At 64.8% G+C, this 12745-nt stretch carries 9 protein-coding genes and 3 rRNA genes; 11 read left to right on the forward strand and 1 reads right to left on the reverse strand.

Annotation, left to right across the window (positions count from 1 at the left end; genetic code table 11):
• The first annotated feature begins 39 nt into the window (after positions 1-39).
• The 7 genes from AVL59_RS03060 to proC all read left to right on the forward strand — a co-directional run bounded on the left by AVL59_RS03060 (position 40) and on the right by proC (position 4945).
• Complete coding sequence (locus AVL59_RS03060; RefSeq protein ID WP_067299665.1) at positions 40-354, forward strand: SH3 domain-containing protein; 315 nt, start codon at positions 40-42, stop codon at positions 352-354.
• A 138-nt stretch (positions 355-492) separates the two neighbouring features.
• Positions 493-780, forward strand: coding sequence for a peptidase (locus tag AVL59_RS03065; RefSeq protein WP_067299666.1), 288 nt, complete (start codon positions 493-495; stop codon positions 778-780).
• Between the two features lie 55 nt (positions 781-835).
• The gene (locus tag AVL59_RS03070) at positions 836-1345 is read left to right on the forward strand and encodes a hypothetical protein (RefSeq protein ID WP_067299667.1); all 510 of its coding nucleotides are present in this window, start codon (positions 836-838) and stop codon (positions 1343-1345) included.
• A 173-nt stretch (positions 1346-1518) separates the two neighbouring features.
• Complete coding sequence (locus tag AVL59_RS03075) at positions 1519-2325, forward strand: class I SAM-dependent methyltransferase (RefSeq protein ID WP_067299668.1); 807 nt, start codon at positions 1519-1521, stop codon at positions 2323-2325.
• 121 nt (positions 2326-2446) lie between these two features.
• Positions 2447-3244 carry an ABC transporter ATP-binding protein gene (locus AVL59_RS03080; protein ID WP_067299669.1) on the forward strand — a complete coding sequence of 266 codons (798 nt, stop codon included), beginning with the start codon at positions 2447-2449 and terminating at the stop codon, positions 3242-3244.
• Positions 3241-4023: an ABC transporter permease gene (locus tag AVL59_RS03085; protein ID WP_067299670.1), complete on the forward strand. Its 783-nt coding sequence runs from the start codon at positions 3241-3243 to the stop codon at positions 4021-4023. Before AVL59_RS03080 ends, AVL59_RS03085 begins: the two co-directional genes overlap by 4 nt.
• 109 nt (positions 4024-4132) lie before the next feature.
• Positions 4133-4945 (forward strand): pyrroline-5-carboxylate reductase, encoded by an 813-nt coding sequence (proC, locus tag AVL59_RS03090; protein ID WP_067299671.1) that lies wholly within the window; start codon positions 4133-4135, stop codon positions 4943-4945.
• 60 nt (positions 4946-5005) lie between these two features.
• Here proC and trpS read toward each other — a convergent pair whose 3' ends face one another.
• Positions 5006-6034 (reverse strand): tryptophan--tRNA ligase, encoded by a 1029-nt coding sequence (gene trpS, locus AVL59_RS03095; RefSeq protein ID WP_067316833.1) that lies wholly within the window; start codon positions 6032-6034, stop codon positions 5006-5008.
• A gap of 817 nt (positions 6035-6851) precedes the next feature.
• Between trpS and AVL59_RS03100 the strand changes: the two genes are divergently transcribed.
• From AVL59_RS03100 to AVL59_RS03115, 4 genes are all read left to right on the forward strand, one after another.
• Positions 6852-8377: ribosomal RNA gene (locus AVL59_RS03100) — 16S ribosomal RNA — on the forward strand.
• Positions 8378-8677: 300 nt separating this feature from the next.
• Positions 8678-11797, forward strand: a 23S ribosomal RNA gene (locus AVL59_RS03105).
• 86 nt (positions 11798-11883) lie between these two features.
• Positions 11884-12000 (forward strand): 5S ribosomal RNA (gene rrf, locus AVL59_RS03110).
• The 16S, 23S and 5S rRNA genes sit together here, the layout of an rRNA operon.
• A gap of 72 nt (positions 12001-12072) precedes the next feature.
• The gene (locus AVL59_RS03115; RefSeq protein ID WP_067299672.1) at positions 12073-12717 is read left to right on the forward strand and encodes an HAD family hydrolase; all 645 of its coding nucleotides are present in this window, start codon (positions 12073-12075) and stop codon (positions 12715-12717) included.
• The last annotated feature ends 28 nt before the right edge of the window (positions 12718-12745 follow it).

The raw sequence follows: 12745 nt of genomic DNA on the forward strand, positions 1-12745 counted from the left end.
CCCCATCACCGTGGTGGGGCTCAACGGGGGAGGTCTGTCATGTCTGTCGAGCATGCGGAGGCCGCGGGCGGCGGCGAGAACGAGTCTCTGGTGGCGGAGTCGGGCGTACGCACGTACGCGACCGCCCCGGGGGTGCGCCTGAACGTCCGCAGCGGCCCTGGCACCGACTACGGCATCATCCGGGTCCTCACCGAGGGCACCCGCGTACCGATCTTCTGCCAGACGCCGGGTACGACCGTGACGGGCCCGTACGGCACGACGAAGATCTGGGACAACATCAACAACGGCGAATTCGTTTCGGACGCCTACGTGCACACGGGCACCGACGGCTACGTCGCGTCGCGTTGCTCATGATTTCCAGGAGACATCGATGACATCCCACAGACACGGACTCGCTCTGCTGGCAGGCGCGGCAGGAGCCCTGCTCATGATCGTGAGCGCGCCGGCCACGGCGTCTGCCGCCTGCTGGCAGGCGCGGCAGGAGCCCTGCTCATGATCGTGAGCGCGCCGGCCACGGCGTCTGCCGCGGGTCTGCGTTACTACCCGGTCGCGCCGGGGGTCCGCCTGAACGTCCACATGGGCCCGGGCACCGACTACAACATCGTGCGCCTGCTGCCCGAGGGAGCCCAGGTCCACATCTACTGCCAGGCACCGGGCACCAAGGTCACCGGCACCTATGGCACCTCCACCATCTGGGACAACATCGACAACGGCGAGTACGTCTCCGACGCCTACGTCAAGACGGGCAGCGACGGTTACGTCGCGGCGCGCTGCGGCTGAGCACCGCGGCCGACCCGACGAGGAGCCCGTCCCCGCCCGGCGCCATAATCGTCCCGTGAGCGACGAAACCGGTACCCCGGACACCCCGGCGGGCTCCGCGGGCGGCGGCCCCCGCCCGGAGCCCCTTCGCTTCTTCGGCACGTCCTGGGTGGACCACGACAACGGGTACGCGGCCCGCCGCGTCGGCGCGGCCGCCGGCTCCCTCGCGGCCGCCACCGGCTCCTGCCTGATCCTGCGCTTCGCCTACCAGGGCATCCAGATCGCCGACACGGGCGCCTTCGTGACGGTGCTGATCATCGCCATGTTCGCGATCTGCAGCGCGCTCGCCTTCCGCAACACCTGGGAGGGCTTCGGCAAGCGCCACGACCCGGCGCGGCAGGCCTCCCTGCGCGGCCTGCTGGCCATCGGCTTCGTCGGCTCCCTGCTCGCCTACTTCTTCCGCTCCCTCACCGAGGCCCCGGGCGAGAAGCTCCACCGCAAGGAGTACGACAAGGCCCGCGAGGAGTACGACCGCCGCTCCGACCGCCGCACCGGCAACCCGGCGAAGAAGAAGCGGCGCCGGTGAGCGAAGCCGGGCCGGAAACCACGTAAGGCCAGGTCAGGGGACCCGCGTAAGGCCGGGCCAGAGGATCCGCGTAACGCGCGGGCAGCAGACCGGCGCGAAGTCGGCTGCCCGAAAACCGCCGCCCGTCCGGATACCCGCTGTCCCCACGTGCTCCGCCTCGCCACCATGGCGGCATGACCACGACCCCGGCCTCCTCACCGCCCCACGAGCCCTCCGCACCGCCGCACGCCCGGCGCGCCACGTCCTTCGACGCCGCGGCCGCGCAGTACGCCGCGAACCGCCCCTCCTATCCGCCCGCCCTCTTCGACACCGTCGAAGAGCTGGCCGGCCGGCCGCTGTCCGGCGCCCGGGTCGTGGACGTCGGCGCCGGTACGGGTATCGCGACCGCCCTGCTGCACGCCCGCGGCGCCGACGTCCTCGCCGTGGAACCCGGTGCGGGCATGGCCGCCGAGTTCCGCCGCGGCCTGGCGCACATCCCGATCGTGCGCGGCGACGGCAACGCCCTGCCCGTGGCCGACGCCCACGCCGACTTCCTCACCTACGCCCAGGCCTGGCACTGGACCGACACCGCCCGCTCGGTGCCGGAGGCGCTGCGCGTGCTGCGGCCCGGCGGCGCGCTGGCGCTGTGGTGGAACACCGACGCCATCGACGTGCCGTGGATCGCCGAGGCGGCCGACCGCACCGGCCGGTTCACCGGTGTGGACATCCCCGCCGAGAAGCGCAGGGCCGCGGACCGCACGGACCTGGCCGACCCCAGCGGCCGCCTCGGCTTCACCCGCCGTGAGGTCCGCTGGAGCCGCCGCGTCCCCGTCGACACCCATCTCGCCAACATCGGCAGCCACTCGGCCTTCCTCGTCGCTCCCGAGGGGCGCAGAACCGCCTTCCTGGAAGAGGAGCGCGGTCACCTGCTGAAGGTCTTCCCGGACGGCATCGTCGAGGAGACGTACGACGTGCTCGTGCTCGTGGCGACCAGACCCTGACCCGACGCGCACAGGCGCACAGCGGCGGCGGCCCGGTTCCTTCCCGGGCCGCCGCTTTCGTGTACGGCACACCGGCCGCCTCCCCTTGACGCCGTCAGCGCGCGGCAACATTATTCATCGCATGATGAATTACGTGCCCGAGCCACCCCGTCCCCCGGCACCGGACGCCGTCCACGCCGAGGACCTCACCGTCGTCCGAGGCCCCCGCACCGTCCTCCACCACCTCGGCTTCACCGTCCCCCGCGGCCAGATCACGGGCCTGCTCGGCCCCTCCGGCTGCGGCAAGTCCACGCTCATGCGCTCCGTCGTCGGCACCCAGGCCAAGGTCACCGGCACCCTCGACGTCCTCGGCCTCCCGGCCGGCCACCCCGCCCTGCGCAGCCGCATCGGCTACGTCACCCAGGCCCCCTCCGTCTACGACGACCTGACCGTCCGCCAGAACCTCGACTACTTCGCCGCGATCCTGAACCCCGGGCGCGCCGGTGCCGAACGCCGCGCCGACGTCGAACGCGTCCTCGCCGACGTCGACCTCACCAGCCACGCCGACGCCCTCGCCGGCAACCTCTCCGGCGGCCAGCGCAGCCGCGTCTCCCTCGCCGTCGCCCTCCTCGGCACCCCCGAACTCCTCGTCCTCGACGAGCCGACGGTCGGCCTCGACCCCGTCCTGCGCCGCGACCTGTGGAACCTCTTCCACGCCCTCGCCGCCGACCGGGGCGCCACCCTCCTCGTCTCCTCCCACGTCATGGACGAGGCCGAGCGCTGCCACCGCCTCCTGCTGATGCGCGACGGCCGGATCCTCGCCGACGACACACCGGAGGCCCTGCGCACCCGCACCGGCACCGACACCGTCGAGGCCGCTTTCCTCCGCCTCGTCGACGAAGCCGCCGCCGCGGACCGCAGCAAGGAGACGACCCGATGAACACGACGACACACACCGCCCCCGCCGCACCCACCGGCGTGCTGAACGCCGCCCGCACCACCGCCACCGCGGCCCGCGTCCTGCGCCAGCTCCGCCACGACCCGCGGACCATCGCGCTGATGATCCTCATCCCCTGCCTGATGCTGATCCTGCTGCGCTACGTCTTCGACGCCAGCCCGCGCACCTTCGACAACATCGGCGCCTCCCTGCTCGGCATCTTCCCGCTGATCACGATGTTCCTGGTCACGTCCATCGCCACCCTGCGCGAACGCACCTCGGGCACCCTCGAACGCCTCCTCGCCATGCCCCTCGGCAAGGCCGACCTCATCGCCGGCTACGCCCTCGCCTTCGGCGCCCTCGCCATCGTCCAGTCGGCCCTCGCCACCGGACTCGCGGTCTGGTTCCTCGGCCTGGACGTCACCGGCTCGCCCTGGCTGCTCCTGCTCGTCGCCCTGCTCGACGCCCTGCTCGGCACGGCCCTCGGCCTCTTCGTCTCGGCCTTCGCGGCCTCGGAGTTCCAGGCGGTCCAGTTCATGCCCGCGGTGATCTTCCCCCAGCTCCTCCTCTGCGGCCTGTTCACTCCCCGCTCCGACATGCACCCCGTCCTCACGGCCGCCTCCGACGTCCTGCCGATGTCGTACGCCGTCGACGGCATGAACGAGGTCCTCCACCACACCGACATGACGGCGACGTTCGTACGGGACGTCCTGATCGTGGCGGGCTGCGCGGTACTCGTACTGGGACTGGGGGCGGCGACGCTGCGCCGACGTACCGCATGAGCCCGGGGCGCCCGCTTCCCGGCCCACCGAGTCGGGACGGGCGGTTCGGCGAGTCCGCCCACCGGACATCCCGCCCGCACCCCTCCTCACCGGTGCCAAACTGACCCGCATGAGCCAGAAAGTCGCAGTCCTCGGCACCGGCAAGATCGGCGAAGCCCTGCTCAGCGGAATGATCCGGGCCGGCTGGGCCCCCGCCGACCTCCTGGTCACGGCCCGCCGCCCCGAACGCGCCGAAGAACTCCGCACCCGCTACGGAGTCGCCCCGGTCAGCAACATCGAGGCCGCCAAGACCGCCGACACCCTGATCCTCACGGTCAAGCCGCAGGACATGGGCACCCTCCTGGACGAACTCGCCCCGCACGTCCCCGCCGACCGCCTGATCATCAGCGGAGCCGCCGGCATCCCCACCTCCTTCTTCGAGGAGCGCCTGGCCGCGGGCACCCCGGTCGTGCGCGTCATGACGAACACCCCCGCCCTCGTCGACGAGGCCATGTCCGTCATCTCCGCGGGCAGCCACGCCACGGAGGCGCACCTCCTGCACACCGAGGAGATCTTCGGAGGCGTCGGAAAGACCCTCCGCGTCCCCGAGAGCCAGCAGGACGCCTGCACCGCCCTGTCCGGCTCCGGCCCCGCGTACTTCTTCTACCTGGTCGAGGCCATGACCGACGCCGGCATCCTGCTCGGCCTGCCCCGCGACAAGGCCCACGACCTCATCGTCCAGTCCGCCATCGGCGCCGCCGTGATGCTCCGCGACAGCGGCGAGCACCCCGTCAAGCTCCGCGAGAACGTCACCTCGCCGGCCGGTACGACGATCAACGCCATCCGCGAACTGGAGAACCACGGAGTCCGCGCCGCCCTCATCGCCGCGTTGGAGGCCGCCCGCGACCGCAGCCGCGAACTCGCCTCCGGCAAGAAGGACTGAAACCGACGGGACGCCGAGGGCGGCGGGTCTCCCCGCCGCCCCGCGTCCGGCGGACGGCGCTCAGGACACGGCGGCGTCCAGCGCGGGCTCCGCCACCGGCGGCAGCAGCCCGATCGCGCGACAGGCGGAGTCGACGACCGGCCGGGCGATCGCCCGGGCCTTGTCCGCACCGTCCCGCAGCACCCCCTCCACAGAGGAGGGATCGGCGCACAGCTCCCTGTGCCTGGCCTGCACGGGCCTGAGGACCTCCACCACGGCCTCCGCGGTGTCCTTCTTCAAGGCGCCGTACGACTCGTACGCACCGGCCAGGACCTCCGGGTCCCCACCCGTGCACGCCGCGAGGATCTCCAGCAGATTCGCCAGGCCCGGCCGCGTTTCCCGGTCGTACTCCACGTCCCGCCCGCTGTCGGTGACGGCACGCATGATCTTCTTCCGGACGGTGTCCGGCTCGTCGAGCAGATAGACGACCCCGAGACCCGAGTCGTCCGACTTCCCCATCTTCGACGTCGGGTTCTGCAGATTCATCACCCGGGCCGCGATCCCAGGACGCGTCGCCTTCGGCACTACGAACGTGTACCCGTACCGCTGGTTGAACCGCACCGCCAGATCCCGCGTCAGCTCGACATGCTGCACCTGGTCGTCCCCGACCGGCACCTCCTGCGCGCCGTACGCCAGGATGTCCGCCGCCATCAGCACCGGATACGTCAGCAGCGACAGCCGCACGCTCCCGCCGCGCTCCCTCTCCCGCGCGGACTTCTCCTTGTACTGGATCATCCGACGCATCTCCCCGTCGCTCGCCACGCACTCCAGCAGGTACGACAGCCTCGTGTGCTCGTCGACATGGCTCTGCAGGAACACGGTGCACACCTCGGGATCGAGCCCGGCCGCCAGCATCAACGTCGCTGTCTGCCGACTGAGCCTGCGTACCCGCGCCGGATCGTGGTCCACGGTCAGCGCGTGCAGATCCACGACGCAGAACAGCGCGTCGGCCCGGTGCTGGTCCGTCTCCGCCCAGCGCCGCATGGCTCCCAGGTAGTTGCCCAGTGTCAGGTGCCCGGTCGGCTGGATCCCGCTGAAGACCCGCGTCATCTCCACTCCACCTCCTGATCGAGACCACCGCTCCTGCGGCCGGCCTCCGGAGTCCTGGAGGAGATACGAGAACGGCCGCCGAAGCGGCGGCCGTTGGATGCATACGTGAGTACGGCCGCCGTCAGGCGGCCCACCAAAGCTGGGTACACGTACGCGTGGTCATGACGACCAGGCTACGCCCTGGGAGTACTCCCAGGACAAGAGTTGACACGCCCCACGCAGGTACGTAATGTTCTCCGGGTTGTCCGACGTGAGCGCCGACTCCGGTCGGTCCCCGGACAGCCATTCCGCAAGTAGCAACCCTTGATCGACGCTCTGTCGTCGACTGCTTTGGCGCGCGCATTTGCGAAATGAGGAATCCGCGTTCGAAAGGACGCAGCCCCCGATTAGCTCGGGGGCGGGGATTCCGCTAAAGTCTCACTCGTCGGAACGGCCCAGCGGCCGGGAAGACAAACCCCCCTGACTGGGAGTCAGACGCCGAAAGGATCTGATAGAGTCGGAACCGCCGGAAAGGGAAACGCGAGAGCGGGAACCTGGAAAGCACCGAGGAAATCGGATCGAGAAAAGATCTGATAGAGTCGGAAACACCGAAGGGAAGCCCGGAGGAAAGCCCGAGAGGGTGAGTACAAAGGAAGCGACCGTTCCTTGAGAACTCAACAGCGTGCCAAAAATCAACGCCAGATTAGTTGATACCCCGTCTCCAGCATCTGCTGGGACGAGGTTCCTTTGAAATAACACAGCGAGGACGCTGTGTGCGAGGGGATCATTCCTCCTCTCGCACCGCTCTCGTGGTGTTCATCCCGATTACGGGAAAACATTCACGGAGAGTTTGATCCTGGCTCAGGACGAACGCTGGCGGCGTGCTTAACACATGCAAGTCGAACGATGAAGCCCTTCGGGGTGGATTAGTGGCGAACGGGTGAGTAACACGTGGGCAATCTGCCCTTCACTCTGGGACAAGCCCTGGAAACGGGGTCTAATACCGGATATCACTTTCGCAGGCATCTGTGAGAGTTGAAAGCTCCGGCGGTGAAGGATGAGCCCGCGGCCTATCAGCTTGTTGGTGAGGTAATGGCTCACCAAGGCGACGACGGGTAGCCGGCCTGAGAGGGCGACCGGCCACACTGGGACTGAGACACGGCCCAGACTCCTACGGGAGGCAGCAGTGGGGAATATTGCACAATGGGCGAAAGCCTGATGCAGCGACGCCGCGTGAGGGATGACGGCCTTCGGGTTGTAAACCTCTTTCAGCAGGGAAGAAGCGAAAGTGACGGTACCTGCAGAAGAAGCGCCGGCTAACTACGTGCCAGCAGCCGCGGTAATACGTAGGGCGCAAGCGTTGTCCGGAATTATTGGGCGTAAAGAGCTCGTAGGCGGCTTGTCACGTCGGGTGTGAAAGCCCGGGGCTTAACCCCGGGTCTGCATTCGATACGGGCTAGCTAGAGTGTGGTAGGGGAGATCGGAATTCCTGGTGTAGCGGTGAAATGCGCAGATATCAGGAGGAACACCGGTGGCGAAGGCGGATCTCTGGGCCATTACTGACGCTGAGGAGCGAAAGCGTGGGGAGCGAACAGGATTAGATACCCTGGTAGTCCACGCCGTAAACGGTGGGAACTAGGTGTTGGCGACATTCCACGTCGTCGGTGCCGCAGCTAACGCATTAAGTTCCCCGCCTGGGGAGTACGGCCGCAAGGCTAAAACTCAAAGGAATTGACGGGGGCCCGCACAAGCAGCGGAGCATGTGGCTTAATTCGACGCAACGCGAAGAACCTTACCAAGGCTTGACATACACCGGAAAGCATTAGAGATAGTGCCCCCCTTGTGGTCGGTGTACAGGTGGTGCATGGCTGTCGTCAGCTCGTGTCGTGAGATGTTGGGTTAAGTCCCGCAACGAGCGCAACCCTTGTTCTGTGTTGCCAGCATGCCCTTCGGGGTGATGGGGACTCACAGGAGACCGCCGGGGTCAACTCGGAGGAAGGTGGGGACGACGTCAAGTCATCATGCCCCTTATGTCTTGGGCTGCACACGTGCTACAATGGCCGGTACAATGAGCTGCGATACCGTGAGGTGGAGCGAATCTCAAAAAGCCGGTCTCAGTTCGGATTGGGGTCTGCAACTCGACCCCATGAAGTCGGAGTTGCTAGTAATCGCAGATCAGCATTGCTGCGGTGAATACGTTCCCGGGCCTTGTACACACCGCCCGTCACGTCACGAAAGTTGGTAACACCCGAAGCCGGTGGCCCAACCCCTTGTGGGAGGGAGCTGTCGAAGGTGGGACTAGCGATTGGGACGAAGTCGTAACAAGGTAGCCGTACCGGAAGGTGCGGCTGGATCACCTCCTTTCTAAGGAGCACTTCTTACCGGGTTCGCTCGGTCAGAGGCCAGTACATCGGCGAATGTCCGGTGCTGGTTGCTCATGGGTGGAACGTTGATTATTCGGCACTTCTCGGATTGCTTCTCCTCCTAGTACTGCTTCGGCGTGGAACGGATGAGGGAAGAGGCGAGGGTGTCGGGCACGCTGTTGGGTGTCTGAGGGAATGAACCCCCTCTGAGATGCCGGCCCCGGTGAAGCACTGACGATGTTGGTGTGTGACGGGTGGCTGGTCGTTGTTTGAGAACTGCACAGTGAACGCGAGCATCTGTGGCCAAGTTTTTAAGGGCGCACGGTGGATGCCTTGGCACCAGGAACCGATGAAGGACGTGGGAGGCCACGATAGTCCCCGGGGAGTCGTCAACCAGGCTTTGATCCGGGGGTTTCCGAATGGGGAAACCCGGCAGTCGTCATGGGCTGTCACCCGCTGCTGAACACATAGGCAGTGTGGAGGGAACGAGGGGAAGTGAAACATCTCAGTACCCTCAGGAAGAGAAAACAACCGTGATTCCGGGAGTAGTGGCGAGCGAAACTGGATGAGGCCAAACCGTATGCGTGTGAGACCCGGCAGGGGTTGCGCATGCGGGGTTGTGGGATCTCTCTTCTGTTGTCTGCCGGCAACAGGACGAGTCAGAAACCGTTGATGTAGGCGAAGGACATGCGAAAGGTCCGGCGTAGAGGGTAAGACCCCCGTAGTCGAAACGTCAGCGGCTCGTTTGAGAGACACCCAAGTAGCACGGGGCCCGAGAAATCCCGTGTGAATCTGGCGGGACCACCCGCTAAGCCTAAATATTCCCTGGTGACCGATAGCGGATAGTACCGTGAGGGAATGGTGAAAAGTACCCCGGGAGGGGAGTGAAATAGTACCTGAAACCGTGTGCCTACAAGCCGTGGGAGCGTCGGATGCAGCTTGCTGCATCTCGTGACTGCGTGCCTTTTGAAGAATGAGCCTGCGAGTTTGCGGTGTGTTGCGAGGTTAACCCGGGTGGGGAAGCCGTAGCGAAAGCGAGTCCGAATAGGGCGTTTTAGTAGCACGCTCAAGACCCGAAGCGGAGTGATCTAGCCATGGGCAGGTTGAAGCGGAGGTAAGACTTCGTGGAGGACCGAACCCACCAGGGTTGAAAACCTGGGGGATGACCTGTGGTTAGGGGTGAAAGGCCAATCAAACTCCGTGATAGCTGGTTCTCCCCGAAATGCATTTAGGTGCAGCGTCGTGTGTTTCTTGCCGGAGGTAGAGCACTGGATAGGCGATGGGCCCTACCGGGTTACTGACCTTAGCCAAACTCCGAATGCCGGTAAGTGAGAGCGCGGCAGTGAGACTGTGGGGGATAAGCTCCATGGTCGAGAGGGAAACAGCCCAGAGCATCGACTAAGGCCCCTAAGCGTACGCTAAGTGGGAAAGGATGTGGAGTCGCACAGACAACCAGGAGGTTGGCTTAGAAGCAGCCACCCTTGAAAGAGTGCGTAATAGCTCACTGGTCTAGTGATTCCGCGCCGACAATGTAGCGGGGCTCAAGCGTACCGCCGAAGTCGTGTCATTGCAGCGTATAGCCCCAACGGGTGCTGTGATGGGTAGGGGAGCGTCGTCTGCCGGGTGAAGCGGCACTGGAAGGTAGTCGTGGACGGTTGACGAGTGAGAATGCAGGCATGAGTAGCGATACAAACGTGAGAAACGTTTGCGCCGATTGACTAAGGGTTCCTGGGTCAAGCTGATCTGCCCAGGGTAAGTCGGGACCTAAGGCGAGGCCGACAGGCGTAGTCGATGGATAACCGGTTGATATTCCGGTACCCGCTGTGAAGCGTCAAACATTGAATCAGGCGATGCTAAGTCCGTGAAGCCGTTCCGGACCCTTCGGGGAAAGGAAAGTGGTGGAGCCGACGAACCAGACTTGTAGTAGGTGAGTGATGGGGTGACGCAGGAAGGTAGTCCAGCCCGGGCGGTGGTTGTCCCGGGGTAAGGGTGTAGCCCGAGTGGTAGGTAAATCCGCCACTCATGCAGGGTGAGACCTGATGCCGAGCCGATTGTGGTGAAGTGGATGATCCTATGCTGTCGAGAAAAGCCTCTAGCGAGTTTCATGGCGGCCCGTACCCTAAACCGACTCAGGTGGTCAGGTAGAGAATACCGAGGCGTTCGGGTGAACTATGGTTAAGGAACTCGGCAAAATGCCCCCGTAACTTCGGGAGAAGGGGGGCCATTCCTGGTGAGGGGACTTGCTCCTCGAGCTGGGGGTGGCCGCAGAGACCAGCGAGAAGCGACTGTTTACTAAAAACACAGGTCCGTGCGAAGCCGTAAGGCGATGTATACGGACTGACGCCTGCCCGGTGCTGGAACGTTAAGGGGACCGGTTAGCTCCATTTCGGTGGGGCGAAGCTGAGAACTTAAGCGCCAGTAAACGGCGGTGGTAACTATAACCATCCTAAGGTAGCGAAATTCCTTGTCGGGTAAGTTCCGACCTGCACGAATGGCGTAACGACTTCTCGACTGTCTCAACCATAGGCCCGGTGAAATTGCACTACGAGTAAAGATGCTCGTTTCGCGCAGCAGGACGGAAAGACCCCGGGACCTTTACTACAGTTTGATATTGGTGTTCGGTTCGGCTTGTGTAGGATAGCTGGGAGACTTTGAAGCAGGCACGCCAGTGTTTGTGGAGTCGTCGTTGAAATACCAGTCTGGTCGTGCTGGATGTCTAACCTGGGTCCGTGATCCGGATCAGGGACAGTGTCTGATGGGTAGTTTAACTGGGGCGGTTGCCTCCTAAAGGGTAACGGAGGCGCCCAAAGGTTCCCTCAGCCTGGTTGGCAATCAGGTGTTGAGTGTAAGTGCACAAGGGAGCTTGACTGTGAGACCGACGGGTCGAGCAGGGACGAAAGTCGGGACTAGTGATCCGGCGGTGGCTTGTGGAAGCGCCGTCGCTCAACGGATAAAAGGTACCCCGGGGATAACAGGCTGATCTTCCCCAAGAGTCCATATCGACGGGATGGTTTGGCACCTCGATGTCGGCTCGTCGCATCCTGGGGCTGGAGTCGGTCCCAAGGGTTGGGCTGTTCGCCCATTAAAGCGGTACGCGAGCTGGGTTTAGAACGTCGTGAGACAGTTCGGTCCCTATCCGCTGTGCGCGTAGGAATATTGAGAAGGGCTGTCCCTAGTACGAGAGGACCGGGACGGACGAACCTCTGGTGTGCCAGTTGTTCTGCCAAGGGCATGGCTGGTTGGCTACGTTCGGGAGGGATAACCGCTGAAAGCATCTAAGCGGGAAGCCTGCTTTGAGATGAGTATTCCCACCTCCTTGAGAGGGTAAGGCTCCCAGTAGACGACTGGGTTGATAGGCCAGATATGGAAGCCCGGTAACGGGTGGAGTTGACTGGTACTAATAGGCCGAGGGCTTGTCCATTGATGCTCGCGTTCACTGTGTTGGTTCTGAAACCACGAACAGCCCCACCTTAAATAGGCGGTGCGGCGTTCACAGTTTCATAGTGTTTCGGTGGTCATAGCGTGAGGGAAACGCCCGGTTACATTCCGAACCCGGAAGCTAAGCCTCACAGCGCCGATGGTACTGCAGGGGGGACCCTGTGGGAGAGTAGGACGCCGCCGAACAAATTTTGGGAAAACCCCCGCATCGAAAGATGCGGGGGTTTTCTGCGTTCGGGGTCGTTTAGGGTCGAGGGCATGCGCCATGACCTGATCATCTTCGACAACGACGGTGTCCTGGTGGACAGCGAGCCGATCTCCAACCGGCTGCTGGCCGCCTATCTGACCGAGCTGGGGCACCCGACCTCGTACGAGGAGTCCATCCGGGACTACATGGGTTCGGCGATGCACCGGATCCACGACCTCGTCCTGGAGCGGACCGGGCGGCGGCTGCCCGAGGACTTCGACGATGTCTTCCATGCGCGGGTCTTCGCGGCGTTCGAGCGGGAGTTGAAGCCCGTGCCCGGCGCCGACGACGTGCTGGAGAAACTCGCCGCGGACGGGGTGCCGTACTGTGTGGCGTCCTCCGGGAGCCATGAGCGGATCCGGGTGGGGCACCGGACGACGGGGCTCGACCGGTGGTTCGCCGCGGAGAGGCTCTTCAGCTCGCAGGACGTGGGACGGGGCAAGCCGGCGCCCGATCTGTTCCTGTACGCCGCCGAGCGGATGGGTGTGGCTCCGGAACGGTGCGCGGTCGTGGAGGACTCTCCCCTGGGCGTGCAGGCGGCCGTGGCGGCCGGAATGCACGTGTACGGGTTCACCGCGATGACGTCGGCGGAGCGGCTCACCGGGGCGAACCAACTCATATCCAGCATGGGAGAGTTGGCTGACCTGCTGGTATGACCCGTGCCATCAGGACGGGGCTGACATT

This window comes from Streptomyces griseochromogenes, assembly GCF_001542625.1.
GTDB lineage: Bacteria > Actinomycetota > Actinomycetes > Streptomycetales > Streptomycetaceae > Streptomyces > Streptomyces griseochromogenes.